We start from the raw sequence: 15,038 nt of genomic DNA, 5'->3' as shown, positions 1-15,038 counted from the left end.
TCTATTATATTGATTTAATTATTATAGATTTATTAACGTCTTTGATAGATAATTATCATCCAAATCTAATTAAGTTCCTTAAATATCAGATATAACAATGTTAATAAGCTAGCAAGAGGATATTATGGAAAAACAAAAAACACAAGCATTTAAATGGTTCTGTGCACTAAGAGATAAGATTATAGAATCTTTCTTATTAATTGAAAAACAATCATCCGCAGAGCCAAAAATCGAAAAGAGAAAGTGGGATCGCCCAGGTGGTGGAGGTGGTGAATCTACAATTATTTTTGGTAATGTTTTTGAAAAAGTTGGAGTAAACGTTTCAAAAGTACACGGAAAATTTGCAGATTCAGCCATTAATGAAATTCCTGGTGCAAGTGAAAGTAACGGAGAGTTCTGGGCAAGCGGTATATCTTTAGTGTCTCATATGCAATCGCCCCTTATCCCTGCAGCACATATGAACACAAGGCTGATATATACTTCAAAACAATGGTTTGGTGGAGGAATGGATTTTACGCCAATATATAGAAATGAAGAAGATTGCAAGTATATTCATGAATCAATCAAAATGACATGTGATAGATTTGACACCGGATATTATCCAAAATTTAAAGAGCAATGTGACAACTATTTTTTCTTACAACACAGAAAAGAGCCGCGTGGTATTGGTGGCATTTTCTATGATAATCTGAGTTCTAGCAACTGGAAAAACGATTTTGAGTTCACAAAAGCAGTAGGTGAAGCCTTTTTGGAAATTTATTTGCACATCATACGTAAACATATACAAAAATCTTGGACAAAAGAACAACGAGAAAATCAATTAATAAAACGTGGCAGATATGTAGAATTCAATCTGTTATACGATCGTGGCACAAGGTTTGGTTTAATGACTGACGGCAATCCAGATGCAATTATGATGTCAATGCCACCACTTGTTAAGTGGTTATAGAGAGCTGCTATTAGTAGAAAATAAATCATCATAGTTTAAAATTGTACCATGGTAGTGAGCTTTTATATAGGGGGTATAATCATGGGCATAATAGATAATTTTTTAATTAAATCTGTCAAAAACAATGACATAAAAGGTGTTAAACTGACTCTAATTCTCTATGATGCATTAAATAATTTTAGAAAATTCTTTTCAAAGACTATGTCTCTCAAGAATACAGGATCATTTGATATAAATAATAATCAAGCTTTAAATCAGGCTTTAGGACATGCTACAGATCACAAAATAATGGAATTGCTGATTAATCGTGGAGCTGATATCCACTCAATAGATGAGAATGGAAAGAATGTTATAATTCGTGTTATTGAGAGTTTAGCAGAATCAAAAAATCTAAAATTGGATAGTGAGAAAAACTTACCAGCAGAGATAATTCTTCACCCCACAGTTTCCTTTTTACTAGGAAAAGGCGCAGAGTATTATTCTACAGATGATTTGAATGTTGAAGCTATACAACAAAAACCTCCTAGAACCTCTGAATATGAGCCAATAACTATGTACGCTGAGGTGAACAACAATGTAATACCACCTCAAAAACCTTCTAGAACTTTTGAGTATAAGCCAAAGAGCACTAATTATGATGCTTTGCCTTCAAAAGAGCCAATTTACGCTGAGGTGTATGATGCTAAGGTTAGTAACTCATTAGGGGAGAATGGTTATTTGAGTGTATCAGAAGAATCTATTTATGCTGAAATATATGATTCACATAAAAAATCCACTGAAAATTTATCATTGGAAGATAGTGGTTATTTGAGTATATCAGAAGAACCTATTTATTGCACTATAGATGATCTTTCAGAACAAAAAAAGCCTACTAGCCTAAAACAGAAAGAGCCAGAACAGTCGTCAGAACCTATTTATGCTAGGGTAGATTTGTCCAAGAAAAGAGCAGAAAGAAAAGCAAAAGACATAAAAGCTAATTCTGGAACTTGCCATGGGTTAGTGCAAGATAAAGTGAATGATTGGCAAGTGAAGCTAAATGAGCTAAGTGCTAATAAGTCGATAAGTCAGCAACAGACTAATGATCAAAAAATTAAGACCAAGGCTGGCTTTAGTGTAGAAGAAATAAGGCAGAAATATGAGCGTAGAGATTCTGGCTACGATTCTGGCTATGATTCCGATACAAAAGTTGAACAACAATTAGAATTAGCTCCTAAATCTGAGATAGGTTCAGTGAGTATTGAGCATGGAGTAATAGGAGGCTGTCGATATAAGATTACTGATATATCCCTCTAACTATGTGATTCAAAATAATTGAATTGACTTTATATATGTAATCGATATAACCTAGTTAGATTCAAGTTGACTCTTTCGTCTAGTGGTTAGGACACCACCCTTTCACGGTGGTAACACGGGTTCAAATCCCGTAAGAGTCACTCAAGTAGAATATAATTAAAGTTTTGAATGGGAAAAATTAGGCTCTATGTTGAAGAAGCTTTATCACAAGGCGTGAGTTTAGCACTTAATCCACAACAAAGTCACTATATTTGCAATGTAATGCGGCTTAAGAAGTATGATAATCTCTCTCTTTTTAATGGAAAAGATGGAGAATGGTTAGGAGAAGTAGTTAATATATCGCGTAAATTGACAGAAGTTACACCCAAAGAATGCACTAAACAACAGCAATATGAGGAAAATTTATACCTGTATTGTGCCATGGTAAAAAGTGCTGCTTTGAACAACATAGTAAGACAGGCAACTGAAATGGGAGTAATCTGCATTCAATTTATTTCAACGGAACGTACAGTGGTAAAAAATATTAACCTAAGTAGAGCAAAATTACAAGCAATCGAAGCAGCGGAACAATCAGGTAGGATAAGTATACCAGAGATTTTGCCTCCTATTAACTTTTGTGAGTTACCTGATTCCCAGAGTAAAAATTTTGTTTTGTGTGATGAAACAGGTAAAGCTGACAAAGTGCTGAAAGGCAAAAAAAATGTTGCTATTATTGTTGGCCCTGAAGGTGGTTTTTCATCTTATGAACTTGATCTTGCCGATAAGTTTTGTCAAAAATTGAGTCTAGGAAAAAGAATTTTAAGGGTCGATACTGCTGTAGTTGCTGCACTCACTTTCACCAATTGGTGTAGCTAGATTTTTAAATATGACTAAGATAAAGAAATCTGGTTCAGTGTTGCGCGCACAAAAACCCTGTAGACTTTCTACGAAGCAGTCTGTTGTTAAAGAGGAGCTAATAAAAAACATATTCTAAGATAATATTAAATCTCATATTATATTTTTTCTAAAGTAAACAAATGAATCTTGCATTTTGCCTGAGTTATTGATACTCTGAGTAAAGAAGTCGGGGCGTAGCGCAGCCTGGTAGCGCATTTGGTTTGGGACCAAAGGGTCGGGAGTTCAAATCTCTCCGCCCCGATGTTAGTATAATTGTAAGAACGCTGTAACATAAGAGCAATCTCCATCAGTAAGCAAGTAGCTGACACTGGAATGACATTATTTACCATGTAAATTATGGCATATTACATTTTAACGCTCAAGTTTATAAAATAATTGACAATGTTAATTTTCTAATTTATAAATAGATTTTGAAATGATTACCGAAGGAGGTATAGAGTTTGATAGAAGTATCAGTCCATTATGGTGATGTAGACAGAGCTCTTCCAGTATTGAAAAAAACAATTCAAAAGGAAGGAAGAGGGTTGAAAATGAAAAAACAATATCATGAAAAAAAATCAGAAAAAAGAGCTAAAAAGAAAGCTGAAGCTAAAAAAAAGAGGTACCAACAAGAGTGCAGAAGGCAACGTTATGGTTGGTAGTTTGTACTCAAGTTAATAGTTTATCATTGGTTATTTTATGAATATTCACGAATATCAAGCGAAAGAAGTTTTGCATAAATTTAATGTCCCAGTGCCAAAAGGTTTTGTTGCTACATCTGCAGAAGAAGTAAAGACTCAAGTAAGTCAATTAAAATCTGACGTGTTTGTAGTTAAAGCTCAAATTCATGCAGGTGGTAGGGGTAAAGCCGGTGGCGTAAAGCTAGCAAAGTCAGTTGAAGAAGCTCAACAGTTTGTAAAGGACATGATTGGTATGACTTTAGTTACTCATCAAACAGGGCCAAGCGGGCAGCAAGTAAGAAAAGTGTACGTTGAAGAAGGCTCAAGCATTAAGAAAGAGTATTATTTAAGCCTGGTAATCGACCCGAAGCTCAGTAGGCCAATATTCATATTTTCCTCAGAAGGTGGAATGGACATCGAAGAAGTGGCAAAAAATTCTCCTGCAAAAATTGTGAAATTTGATATTGATCCTGCTACAAGTTTTGATAGCAGCAAGTTAAGCAGCAGTTTTCATTTGAGTCCAGAACAAATAGAAAAGATATCGAACATTGCAAAAAAAATATATGATGCGTTTATTGCAACTGATGCGAGCCAAATTGAAATTAATCCACTGGTTGAAACAAATTCTGGAGATTTTATTGCGCTCGATGCAAAAATTAATTTCGATGATAATGCTTTATATCGTCACCCAGAAATTATGGAACTTCGTGATTATGATGAGGAAGTGAAAGAAGAGATAGAGGCTTCAAAGTATGGGCTCAGTTACATCAAAATGGATGGCAGTATTGGTTGCATGGTAAATGGTGCAGGTCTTGCTATGGCAACAATGGATATAATAAAATACTACGGAGCAGAGCCTGCTAACTTTTTGGATGTTGGTGGTGGAGCGAGTAAAGAAACTGTAACTGAAGCATTTAAAATCATATTGTCTGATAGCAACGTAAAAGGAATTCTGGTTAACATATTTGGTGGTATAATGCGTTGCGATATTATCGCAAGTGGAATTGTTGCGGCTGCAAAAGAAATGAGCATTAAAGTTCCTCTAGTGGTTAGATTATCAGGTACTAATTTTGAAGAAGGAAAAAAAATTTTAGAAGAGTCAGGATTAAATATTATTGCTGCAGATGAGCTAGATGAAGCTGCGCAAAAGATAGTAAAAGAGGTAAAATAAAGCATGTCCGTTTTAGTAAACAAAGATACAAGATTAATATGCCAGGGTTTTACTGGTGCACAAGGCACATTTCATTCAGAGCAAGCTATTGACTACGGGACGAAAATGGTTGGCGGTGTAACTCCTGGAAAGGGTGGGAGCACTCACCTTAATTTACCGGTTTTTAATACTGTAGCAGAAGCCAAAGAAAAAACCGGTGCAAATGCTACAGTTATATATGTACCTGCTAAATTTGCTGCTGCTGCAATACTTGAAGCAATAGATGCAAAAATAGAATTGATAATTTGTATTACAGAGGGCATTCCTATACTTGATATGGTGAAAGTTAAGCGTGCGCTTATCGGCTCAAAAAGTCGATTGATTGGTCCTAACTGCCCGGGAATTATTACACCTGAAGAATGCAAAATAGGAATTATGCCTGGTCATATCCATAAGCGTGGACACATAGGAATTATGTCTCGCTCTGGAACTTTAACTTACGAAGCAGTAGCACAAACAACCGCTGTTGGTCTTGGTCAATCCACATGTATCGGAATTGGGGGAGATCCAGTTCATGGTATGACATTTGTCGACTGTATGGAGCTCTTTTTAAAAGATAACGATACTCATGGTATTGTAGTTATTGGTGAAATAGGTGGAAACGAAGAAGAAGATGTATCACATTTTGTGAAAACAGAAAAAACTAAAAAGCCAATCGTTGGTTTTGTAGCAGGCCAAACGGCACCTCCAGGAAGACGTATGGGACACGCTGGAGCAATCATCTCTTCCAGCGGTGGAAGTGCTGGTGCAAAACTAGAAGTTATGCGAAGCGCTGGAATTGCAATTGCAGAGACTCCTGCGGTGATTGGTAAAAAAGTTTTGGAAGTAATGCATCACTAGAATTAGGGTTACAAAAATCCTATATCACCGGTCATGAATACGTTATTTGCCCATTCGATTAATAACTTACCTCCTGGTAAATCTACTGAAGTCTGTTGGGCAGTCAGATATCCACGTAGTGTGGATGCAACAAGTGCCGCACAGGCTGCACTACCGCATGATGCAGTAATGCCTGTACCTCTTTCCCAAACTCTTAAAGTTATTTCTCCAGACTTTTCAACTTGTGCAATACTAATATTAATTTTCTGAGGAAATAATACGTGATTTTCCAGCTTTGGTCCTAAACTTTGCAATGGTATTTCATTTACGTTATCAACAAAAAAAACTATGTGAGGATTACCAATATTTACTGCAACGGGCTCTTTTAGCATTTCAAGCTCTATAGGTAAGTAAAGAGTGTCACACTCAGTAGATAAGGGAATTTCATGCCATTTTAGCAAAGGTTTACCCATGTTAACCTTTATGGATTTATCACCCACTTTAAAACACTCTAAAATGCGTTTGTTTACCAGCTCAATAGTGATATACTCAGTACCTTTTTCTGACATTAGCAAATATCCAACGCAACGTGCTGCATTTCCGCACATTTCAGCTTTGCTACCATCAGCATTATAGATATGCATAAAGCAATCGGCTAAACTGGAGTTTGTTATCACTATGACTTGATCGCAACCGTTTTGGTTAGCAATTTTTTTATAGTTCCAATTTAAATCATTTGCTGAACGTGAGTCTATGATAACGAAGTTGTTACCAGTTCCGTGCATTTTGATAAAATTTTCAGGACCTTGGCCACTCATCATAAAAAAATATTTCTTCTATTGGTCTTCTTTTCTTCTTACTTGTTTCAGCACCCTCTTCTTCGTAACCAACCGCTATCACTGACATTACGTTAAAGTCATTGGGTATATTGAACTCTTTCACTATTTTATCTCTATCAAATCCACCCATTTGATGGGCCATTAAGTTCATAACTGCAGCTTGTAACATAAGTCCATAATTCGCTGCACCAGTATCGTGATTAGCCCAAAAATTTTCACCTTTATCAGATTTGCGGAAATTCTTAGCGCTTAAAGATATGATTAACACTTGTGCATCTTTTGCCCACTTTTGATTAGATTCATCAAGGCAATTTAGCAGCTTTTCCCATGCGCTTTGATTGTTCTGTTTGTTGCATATTACGTATCTCCAGGGTTCATCACCAAAACATGAGGGAGTCAGCCTTACAGCTTCCATTAAAATATCCATGTCTTCCTGAGATATTGCTCTTGTAGGATCGTATGAACGTCCGCTGTGTCTTGCTTTCATCAACGATAATAGATCTTGTTTACTCATCATTTTTAATTTAATAGTGCATAAATAATTCATTGTAGCACAATATAAGCAAAATTTAAATTGCAAAACCTCTCATACACATATATTACATTTAATAAGTTATTTTTATTGGGAAGGTATGTTTATAACACAATCTAGCAGCAGATCAACACTGGCTGAAATATTGTCTTGCGTTTTACTTTTATTCTTGATGGCTCAAATAAGTATACCATTGCAGCCTGTGCCTATCACATTGCAAACTTTAGGAGTAATGCTTATTGGGCTTAAATTTAACCGCAGAACAGCATTCTATTCTGTGCTTACATATCTATCACTTGGTGCAGCAGGATTGCCTGTTCTTGCAAATTTTTCTGGTGGTTATCACGCTCTCCTTGGACCAACAGGTGGATATTTAATTGGCTGTTTAGCTGCTGTTATGGTAATGAGCAAAGTAAATGAATTACTGAACTCTAAATATAAATCATTTGTGTGTAATTCTTTAAGTTGTCTGGCTGGTACAGTTGTAATCTTTATTTGTGGTGTTAGTTGGCTTGCTGTTTACTTGGGTCTGGGACAAGCAATAATGGTGGGTGTTTTACCATTTATCCTTCCTGGTTTGATAAAAATTTTTCTACTTGTAGCAGCTTTGCAATATTTGAAAAAATGATAAAATTTCGCCCTCATCATTTTATGTGCACCCTCGCGTTTCGGGGATATGGGTATTCTCAGGGTTTTGTAGAAAATTATAAAAGGATAGCAAGCAAAGTAATTAGTACTCAAATCGAAGTAGTTGGTAACCTTGATAATATCTGTAGTGCTTGTCCAAATCAGACTAAACAAGGTAAATGCACCACACAAGCTAAAGTTTTAGAGCTAGATAGAAGGCATATGGAAATTTTAGGAATTAAAATTGGCGAGACTTTGACCTGGAGTGAAGCGGTAGAAAAGATTAGGGAGAAAATGTCTTTAGAGAAATTCGAGTACGCATGTGAGGGGTGCAACTGGCAGCCATATGGAATATGTAAAAATGCCCTTTTAAATCTACAAAGGTAGTTGACAAAATGTTAAGATAAATTGAAGCATTTTTGTGGAAATAAAGCGAAATATGGAAGACAAAAGATAAATGCATTCTGAAAGGCTACACAGCATGTTCGTCCCGCTAATTAATAATATCTTTATTATTGTATGAGATAGGTAATTTAGCATTTATGAATTTGTAATGTGTTGCATATAGCTCAAAGAAATAAGGTTTACTGGTTACACGCTGCAGCCAATGCCACAACACTAGGACCTATGTTTATCTGCATGTTAATTTGCGTTGTGATTTTATGGAGGTCTTCTGTTACCTATGCTAGTGAAAATTTGGAGATACAGAAGGCCTTTGATAGTGTTGTCAAGCATATAAAAGCTGATAAAAAATATAAAGATCTTGATGTTATTGAGAGAAAAAGTGATAAATTTAACATCAAAATTGCGCAGAATTCTGGCAAGAGTTTTGACATATACTCTACTTTAAAAAAAGCAAAAGATTCCTTTGAATCAGGAGATAATGAAACAGCTATTTCTCTCCTTAATCAGATCATTGCAAAGTTTCCTTATCATAAAAATGCTTTAATTGGATTGGGAAATATTTATTACGCTAATAAAGAATACAAAAAAGCTGTAGAGATTTACACAAGACTGTTAAAAGAACACCCTAGTAACCCTTACATATTAAAAAATTTTCTGACGATAATCTCACAATATGATCCTGATCTGGCGTTGAGTGAAATGTTAAAATTGTATGATATACATAAAAATTATGCTCCTTTATTAGCAAATTTAGGTCTGATCTATATGAAAAAGGAGGATTATGTAAAAGGTAAAGAGTATATGATAACTGCTATTTCCCTCGATGAAAACAATATTTTTTATACTTATAATTTAGCTGTTATTCTAGATAAACTTTCAGATTTTCAAAATGCTACAATATTCTACTTAAAGTTGTTAAACATGGCTACAACTTCGAAAGATGTGAGTGAAAAAATACCTTTATACAAAGTGACAGCAAGACTAAAATTTATAAAACTTCACAGCACGCACCCAAAGATTTCATAAAAGCTTATAGCTTACCTAAAGCTAATTTATCGTATCTGTTCAAGGGAGTGGCTAATGTGCAAATATTGAAGCAAAGTGTGTGACACACAGCTGTACGAACATTTGTTTGCAAAGGTAATTTGCACAACAAATGCATAACTGTACGAACATTGTGATTTTGGCCCATCAGGAGGGTGTCATCCAAGTGCTTGACACTGGGATGGCTTTGTTGCATCGCTACTTATGAAAGGCTAACTATAGTTAGAATTATAATCAACCTATTGAAAATCTTGTTTTTTTGCAATCAATCTGATCAAATTTAAGAATAGTAATTTATTATTTATATTAATAAATTTAATTCTATTGAAAATAGCTAAAGCATTGAAATTCTTGAATTTTAGCCAGATTAGTGAGTGGTAGTGAAATTTCTTTTACTCAAATTTAGGTATTCACTGACCGTTCTTATTATAAATACCAGAATAATAAGCTACTGATATTCTCCATCTTTTTTATCTTTAATCCATCATAGCTAGCGATGCAACAAAGCCCACTGGGATCCAGGAATTTTATTAAGTTGGCGAGCATAAAAATAGCTGTTTTATGTAAAAATACAACGTTTTAATGATTATGAAAAAGCTGGATTCCAGTGTCAAGCACTGGAATGACACCATTCTTTTTTCTGGATCCCAGTGTCGGCTACTTGGATGACACCATTTATTGTAAGGACTTACCTCACATTTACTCTATGATTATCTTTTTAGATCACCTTGTCTACCTATTTTGCCACTCTGCTGAACGGACAATGGCGTCAACTTAAGGAAAAATATCAGCGATAGTGTATAAAATTTCTCTCTAAAACTTTTACCATTAAATTATCCAGAAGCCGCAGGAAACAGCACTTTTGTTTCTATTTTATTTCAACAAAGAAGTTTAAAATGTGTCCTTTTTAGGTGAAACATGCAAAAAGGAAAAAATTTTATTCTACAAATTAAAAATATAATATACTCGAAAGCTTTTCAGAGAATCCATTGTGTTGAGTTTTACACGAACAAGAAAACTTCCTTTTTCGACAGTATTTTCTATGATTTTAAAGTTAGTTAAAAAAAGTTTGGGAATAGAATGTGAACTTATGGAGCCATTGACATGTACCCTCAAAGCAAGCTTTTTCTAAAGCAAGGTATAAGATTTACCATACAGGCTTTCAAGAATTTAAGCATCCAAACAGCCTATCAGGATGAACCTGAGTTGGAGAGGCTATAGACTTATTGCAGCAGATGGTTCTGGTATGAGATTACCCAGCTCTGAGGAAATTGTATCCGAGTTTGGCCGCTTTAAACCAAATGGAACAACAGGCACAATGCCACCATTGGCAATTTGTTTGTTGATTTGTGTACTTCGCTGATTTGTAGTGCTCGTCTTGCGGCTTGGAATATAGGTGAACAAACGTTGGCGGAAGAGCAATTACCCGAAGTTATCACTCAAATGCGTTCATTAAATCAAATTATTTATCTATGATCGTGGTTATCCTTCAGTAAAATTCATTCAGCAGCATTATGATTTGGAAGTAGATTTTATTTTTCGCTTGCAAAAAAGAAATTATAGCAAGCTATGGGAACGAATTGCATCTGGCGAATTAGATTTCGATTTTATATTAGAAAATGAAAAGCTAAAAAATAAAATGAAAGGACAGAAAGTAAGAGTTATAGTGCTGACATTAGCCAACGGAGAAACAGAGGTATTGATTACTTCACTTTTTGACCGAGTAAAATTTACTTTGGAAGATATCAGCAAAGCTTATGTGTTAAGGTGGCATATAGAGGAGTGCTATAAACGACTCAAAATAGGTGCAGAATTAGAGAATTTTTCTGGCGTAAATTTAGAGGCTGTATTACAAGAATTTTGGGCAAACTTAGTCATGTGTAATATATTGTCGCTTCATATGTGTGATGCACAAGGGCCTTGGAATCCAGATCAAATTGCTGAGTATCGTTTAAATTTTTCAGTTTTATTTGGTGTAATGAGGCAGAAACTCTATCAGGTACTTATTGCGCCAAAAAACTTTCAAGCCCTTTTTAAGTATACGCGCTAAAGTTAAAATCCGACCAGGACGATTGTATAGCCGCGATAAGGTAGATAAGCCCAAACGCCATCATGTCTTTAGGAGAGTTTGCTAATGGAGGCTCTTAAGTTGACGCCATTGCCTGAACGGATACAATTTATTGCTATTTTTGTTTACAATAATAATATTGAGCTATAGAATTAGATCTAAAGGGGCAATTAGCTCAGCTGGTAGAGCATCTCGTTTACACCGAGGAGGTCGGCAGTTCAAGTCTGTCATTGCCCATTTGCTTAACTGAATGTTAGTATTATTAATTACTTCAATCAAAATATAGAAAATGCAGGATAATATAGTACCAATCTCAATAGTAAAAGAGCTGGAAGATTCTTATCTCTCCTACGCAATGAGCGTTATCATAAGCCGGGCTATACCTGACGTGCGGGATGGATTTAAACCTGTTCACAGGCGCATATTATATGCAATGTCAAGAGCTGGATTCGATGCCGGTAAGCCATATAAAAAAGCAGCTCGTATAGTTGGGGATGTAATGGGGAAATATCACCCACATGGTGATGCAGCTATTTACGATTCCTTGGTCAGGATGGCTCAAGATTTTTCTCTTCTTTTACCACTTATTGATGGGCAAGGTAACTTTGGTTCGATAGATGGAGATCCACCAGCTTCAATGCGATACACAGAAGCAAGACTTCAAAAAGTGTCACACTTTTTACTAAATGATATTGATGAAGATACAGTTAATTTTAGGCCAAACTACGATGGAAATGAAACAGAACCAGTTGTGCTGCCTGCAGAGTTTCCGAATCTATTGGTAAACGGTGCAAGTGGTGTTGCAGTTGGTATGGCAACCAATATTCCTTCTCATAATCTTGGAGAAATAATAGATGCTTGTATATTATATGTAGATAATCCTGAAGTTACTTTGGATGAGTTACTTGAAGTGATGCCAGGGCCGGATTTCCCAACTGGGGGAACGATTCTTGGAAGGTCTGGAATAAGATCAGCATTTGCAACGGGTCGTGGATCAATTGTTGTGCAAGGCAAGACTCACATAGAAGACCTGCCACAAGATAGGCAAGCAATAGTGATTGATGAAATACCTTACCAGGTAAATAAAGTAAAATTAATTGAGAAGATAGGTGAGCTTGTAAAAGAAAAAAGAATTGATGGCATAACAGAAATTAGGGATGAGTCCGATAAGTCTGGTATTAGAGTAGTAATTGACCTCAGAAGAAATGCTGAAGCAAGTTTTATACTTAATCAAATATTGGGACTAACTCCACTAAGAAGTAGTTTTAGTGTTAACACTTTAGTACTCAATAACAACAGACCTGCTTTGATGTCGTTAAAAGAAATCATAGCTGCTTTTGTTGACTTTAGAAAAGAAGTGTTAATCAGGAGAACAGAATTTCGTCTAAGAAAAACGAGAGAAAAAGCTCATATATATATAGGGCTCTACATTGCGGTCCTCAGCATAGATGAAGTGATAAAAATCATCCGCGGTGCAAAAGATCCTGCGGAAGCAAGTAGAGAACTTTTAAATAAAGAATGGAAAACTTCGAATGAAATCAACACTATCATCGAGTTGATTTCAGATAGCGCAAGCTTTTTGAAAGATGGAGTGTATAGATTAACTGAGCTACAAATTAAAGCTATCCTTGATATGAAACTGCAGCGTTTAACAGGCCTTGAAAAAGACAAATTAGAAGCTGAGCTAAGTTCAATGATCAACCTGATAAAAGAATATATCGCTTTTCTTGGCTCAGAAGAGAAGTTGATGAAGGAAATAAAAAACAATCTACAAGAAATAAAGAACAGATTTGCTGTGCCGCGAAAAACTTCAATAGAGGAATCAGATACGGACATTGAAGCTGAAGATCTAATTCCACAAGAGGATATGGTGATAACCGTAACTATGAATGGTTATATCAAGCGTGTAAAACTTTCTCACTACAGAACTCAGCGTCGTGGTGGAAAAGGAAAGCTAGGACAGGGATTAAAAGAAGAGGATGTAATCACAGAATTATTTGTTGGAAATACCCATACTAGCTTTTTATTCTTTTCTAACATTGGTCGAGTTTATAGATTAAAAGTTTATAAGTTACCTCTTGCAGAGCCAACCGCACGTGGAAGAGCACTTGTTAACATATTTCCGCTTAGCGATGGTGAAACTATAACTAATATCATGCCATTGCCAAGTGAAAATGACGAAAATCAAAACATAGTTTTTGCTACTGCCTATGGAAACATAAGGCGTAACTCCTTAGCGGACTTTCACTATATTCCAAGCAATGGAAAAATAGCAATAAAGCTCGATGAAGGAGACAAATTAGTATCGGTTAAGGTATGTAATGAAATTGACCATGTTTTACTTTCAACAACGCTTGGAAAAAGTATCAGATTTGTTGTAAGTGATGTGCGTCAATTTAAGAGTCGCAATTCAGATGGCGTAAGAGGTATCAAACTTGTAAAGAATGACAGCGTGATATCCATGACCATATTAAATGGGATAGGTGTAGCAACAGAAACAAAAGAACTTTACTTAAAAGTTCCACTTGCAAAAAGACTGGGGAATGCAATTAATAACTCCATTGATTCTAAATTGGAAAAGACTTTGAATGATTTAGGAATAGATAACGAATTATTCTTAAAACTTGCAGTGAATGAGGAGTTTATATTAACTATTACTGAAAATGGCTTTGGTAAAAGAACTTCTGCGTATGAGTATAGAGTAACTAACAGGGGTGGTGTTGGTATCACCAATATTCTTACTACTAGCAGAAACGGTAATGTTGTTGCTAGTTTTCCAGTTGAGCAGGGTGATAATATAATGCTTATTACAGATAAAGGAAAGTTAATTCGCATTTCGGTCAATGAGATTAGAATTGCAGGACGCAGCACTCAAGGAGTCACTCTGTTTAAAACAGAAAGTAGAGAAAAAGTGGTGTCAGTAGCGAAAATTGAAGATCCTGATTCCACTGAAGATAGTATTTTTGAAGTTGAAAACTCTATCGCTTCTTAACCGTAGTATAGGTTAAACAAAAAGCGCAAGTTTTTGTTGATTAATACGCAGTATTTAAATTAAAATATATACTTATGGCTAAGTAAAGATCAATGGACAAAAAATTAACTAAAAATAAAAAACCACTGGCAGACAAAGAGGATAAAAAAACACCTCCTGTTAAAGATCTTACTAAAAATAAGAGTAGGAGAGATTTTATAACATTAACTACATGCGCTATGGCAGGTATAGGAGCTGCAAGCGGACTTTGGCCACTGGTTAAATCTATGAATCCTTCTGCTGAAGTTCTAGCAACTTCCACAGTGGAGGTGAATTTGTCTGGAATTCAGGAAGGACACGGAGTAAAAGTAAAGTGGCAAGGTAAACCAGTATTCATTCGTAGACGCACAAAGCAAGAAATTGAGGCTGCAAGAGCTGTGAATGTGAAGAGCTTGAGGGATCCTCAATTAGATGAGCAGAGAGTATACGAAGGAAAAGACGAATGGTTAATTATGCTTGGAATATGTACACATCTTGGGTGTGTACCGGTTGACCACGCTACAAGAGATGGTAATGGTTGGTTCTGTCCTTGCCACGGTTCATATTATGATACATCAGGTCGAGTAATTGGGGGTCCTGCACCGAAAAATATGGCTGTACCTGATTATTTTTTTCCCAGTGAGAATGTTGTGGTAATTGGCAAGAAGGCTTAACGAATATAAATA

At 35.6% G+C, this 15,038-nt stretch carries 13 protein-coding genes, 3 tRNA genes and 1 pseudogene; 15 read left to right on the top strand and 2 right to left on the bottom strand.

The genetic code is table 11. The annotated features are described in order from the left end of the window. Positions 1-124 precede the first annotated feature (124 nt). The 8 genes from hemF (at position 125) to sucD (ending at position 5,848) form a co-directional block, all read left to right on the top strand. On the top strand, positions 125-949 hold the full coding sequence (hemF, locus tag ACICQD_RS00680; RefSeq protein WP_341822006.1) for an oxygen-dependent coproporphyrinogen oxidase: 825 nt from the start codon (positions 125-127) through the stop codon (positions 947-949). Positions 950-1,030: 81 nt separating this feature from the next. Beyond that, entirely contained in the window at positions 1,031-2,242 is a 1,212-nt protein-coding gene (locus ACICQD_RS00675) for a hypothetical protein (RefSeq protein ID WP_395461463.1), read from the top strand. A 68-nt stretch (positions 2,243-2,310) separates the two neighbouring features. Further along, positions 2,311-2,382: transfer RNA gene (locus tag ACICQD_RS00670), tRNA-Glu, on the top strand. A 28-nt stretch (positions 2,383-2,410) separates the two neighbouring features. After that, on the top strand, positions 2,411-3,097 hold the full coding sequence (locus ACICQD_RS00665) for a 16S rRNA (uracil(1498)-N(3))-methyltransferase (RefSeq protein WP_006279818.1): 687 nt from the start codon (positions 2,411-2,413) through the stop codon (positions 3,095-3,097). 209 nt (positions 3,098-3,306) lie between these two features. Beyond that, positions 3,307-3,380 (top strand) — tRNA-Pro (locus ACICQD_RS00660). 199 nt (positions 3,381-3,579) lie between these two features. Beyond that, entirely contained in the window at positions 3,580-3,780 is a 201-nt protein-coding gene (gene rpsU / locus ACICQD_RS00655; protein ID WP_006279819.1) for a 30S ribosomal protein S21, read from the top strand. Positions 3,781-3,817: 37 nt separating this feature from the next. After that, positions 3,818-4,969: an ADP-forming succinate--CoA ligase subunit beta gene (gene sucC / locus ACICQD_RS00650; protein ID WP_006279820.1), complete on the top strand. Its 1,152-nt coding sequence runs from the start codon at positions 3,818-3,820 to the stop codon at positions 4,967-4,969. A 3-nt stretch (positions 4,970-4,972) separates the two neighbouring features. Continuing rightward, positions 4,973-5,848, top strand: coding sequence for a succinate--CoA ligase subunit alpha (sucD, locus tag ACICQD_RS00645; protein ID WP_264339708.1), 876 nt, complete (start codon positions 4,973-4,975; stop codon positions 5,846-5,848). A gap of 8 nt (positions 5,849-5,856) precedes the next feature. On the opposite strand, the gene dapF is transcribed toward sucD, so the two are convergent. Next, positions 5,857-6,645: a diaminopimelate epimerase gene (dapF, locus tag ACICQD_RS00640; RefSeq protein WP_338482134.1), complete on the bottom strand. Its 789-nt coding sequence runs from the start codon at positions 6,643-6,645 to the stop codon at positions 5,857-5,859. Beyond that, on the bottom strand, positions 6,626-7,213 hold the full coding sequence (locus ACICQD_RS00635; RefSeq protein ID WP_341820398.1) for a nitroreductase family protein: 588 nt from the start codon (positions 7,211-7,213) through the stop codon (positions 6,626-6,628). The genes dapF and ACICQD_RS00635 overlap by 20 nt, the downstream gene beginning before the upstream one ends. Before the next feature lie 85 nt (positions 7,214-7,298). Here ACICQD_RS00635 and ACICQD_RS00630 point away from each other — a divergent pair, with 85 nt between their 5' ends. The 7 genes and pseudogenes from ACICQD_RS00630 to petA all read left to right on the top strand — a co-directional run bounded on the left by ACICQD_RS00630 (position 7,299) and on the right by petA (position 15,026). Then, the gene (locus tag ACICQD_RS00630) at positions 7,299-7,826 is read left to right on the top strand and encodes a biotin transporter BioY (RefSeq protein ID WP_015589442.1); all 528 of its coding nucleotides are present in this window, start codon (positions 7,299-7,301) and stop codon (positions 7,824-7,826) included. Continuing rightward, complete coding sequence (locus tag ACICQD_RS00625; RefSeq protein ID WP_209472357.1) at positions 7,823-8,212, top strand: DUF1284 domain-containing protein; 390 nt, start codon at positions 7,823-7,825, stop codon at positions 8,210-8,212. Before ACICQD_RS00630 ends, ACICQD_RS00625 begins: the two co-directional genes overlap by 4 nt. A gap of 168 nt (positions 8,213-8,380) precedes the next feature. Continuing rightward, positions 8,381-9,256, top strand: a complete 876-nt coding sequence (locus tag ACICQD_RS00620; protein ID WP_007548480.1) for a tetratricopeptide repeat protein — start codon at positions 8,381-8,383, stop codon at positions 9,254-9,256. Between the two features lie 936 nt (positions 9,257-10,192). Next, positions 10,193-11,409: pseudogene (locus tag ACICQD_RS00615) on the top strand (IS4 family transposase). Positions 11,410-11,506: 97 nt separating this feature from the next. Beyond that, a tRNA-Val gene (locus ACICQD_RS00610) sits at positions 11,507-11,579 on the top strand. 52 nt (positions 11,580-11,631) lie between these two features. Further along, the gene (gene gyrA, locus ACICQD_RS00605; RefSeq protein WP_395461462.1) at positions 11,632-14,334 is read left to right on the top strand and encodes a DNA topoisomerase (ATP-hydrolyzing) subunit A; all 2,703 of its coding nucleotides are present in this window, start codon (positions 11,632-11,634) and stop codon (positions 14,332-14,334) included. A gap of 92 nt (positions 14,335-14,426) precedes the next feature. Next, a complete protein-coding gene (petA, locus tag ACICQD_RS00600) occupies positions 14,427-15,026 on the top strand; it encodes a ubiquinol-cytochrome c reductase iron-sulfur subunit (RefSeq protein WP_010963095.1) in 600 nt (199 codons plus the stop codon). Positions 15,027-15,038: the final 12 nt, after the last annotated feature.

Origin of the sequence: Wolbachia endosymbiont (group A) of Therophilus tumidulus (assembly GCF_964277345.1) — a bacterium.
Taxonomy (GTDB): domain Bacteria; phylum Pseudomonadota; class Alphaproteobacteria; order Rickettsiales; family Anaplasmataceae; genus Wolbachia; species Wolbachia pipientis.
Note: the sequence above shows the minus strand (reverse complement) of the source record. Positions and strands in the feature narration are given on the sequence as shown.

Coding starts and splice junctions, on each gene's coding strand:
- hemF (WP_341822006.1), top strand. CDS start 125: ATGGAAAAACAAAAAACACAAGCATTTAAATGGTTCTGTGCACTAAGA.
- ACICQD_RS00675 (WP_395461463.1), top strand. CDS start 1,031: ATGGGCATAATAGATAATTTTTTAATTAAATCTGTCAAAAACAATGAC.
- ACICQD_RS00665 (WP_006279818.1), top strand. CDS start 2,411: ATGGGAAAAATTAGGCTCTATGTTGAAGAAGCTTTATCACAAGGCGTG.
- sucC (WP_006279820.1), top strand. CDS start 3,818: ATGAATATTCACGAATATCAAGCGAAAGAAGTTTTGCATAAATTTAAT.
- sucD (WP_264339708.1), top strand. CDS start 4,973: ATGTCCGTTTTAGTAAACAAAGATACAAGATTAATATGCCAGGGTTTT.
- dapF (WP_338482134.1), bottom strand. CDS start 6,645: ATGAGTGGCCAAGGTCCTGAAAATTTTATCAAAATGCACGGAACTGGT.
- ACICQD_RS00635 (WP_341820398.1), bottom strand. CDS start 7,213: ATGAATTATTTATGCACTATTAAATTAAAAATGATGAGTAAACAAGAT.
- ACICQD_RS00630 (WP_015589442.1), top strand. CDS start 7,299: ATGTTTATAACACAATCTAGCAGCAGATCAACACTGGCTGAAATATTG.
- ACICQD_RS00625 (WP_209472357.1), top strand. CDS start 7,823: ATGATAAAATTTCGCCCTCATCATTTTATGTGCACCCTCGCGTTTCGG.
- gyrA (WP_395461462.1), top strand. CDS start 11,632: ATGCAGGATAATATAGTACCAATCTCAATAGTAAAAGAGCTGGAAGAT.
- petA (WP_010963095.1), top strand. CDS start 14,427: ATGGACAAAAAATTAACTAAAAATAAAAAACCACTGGCAGACAAAGAG.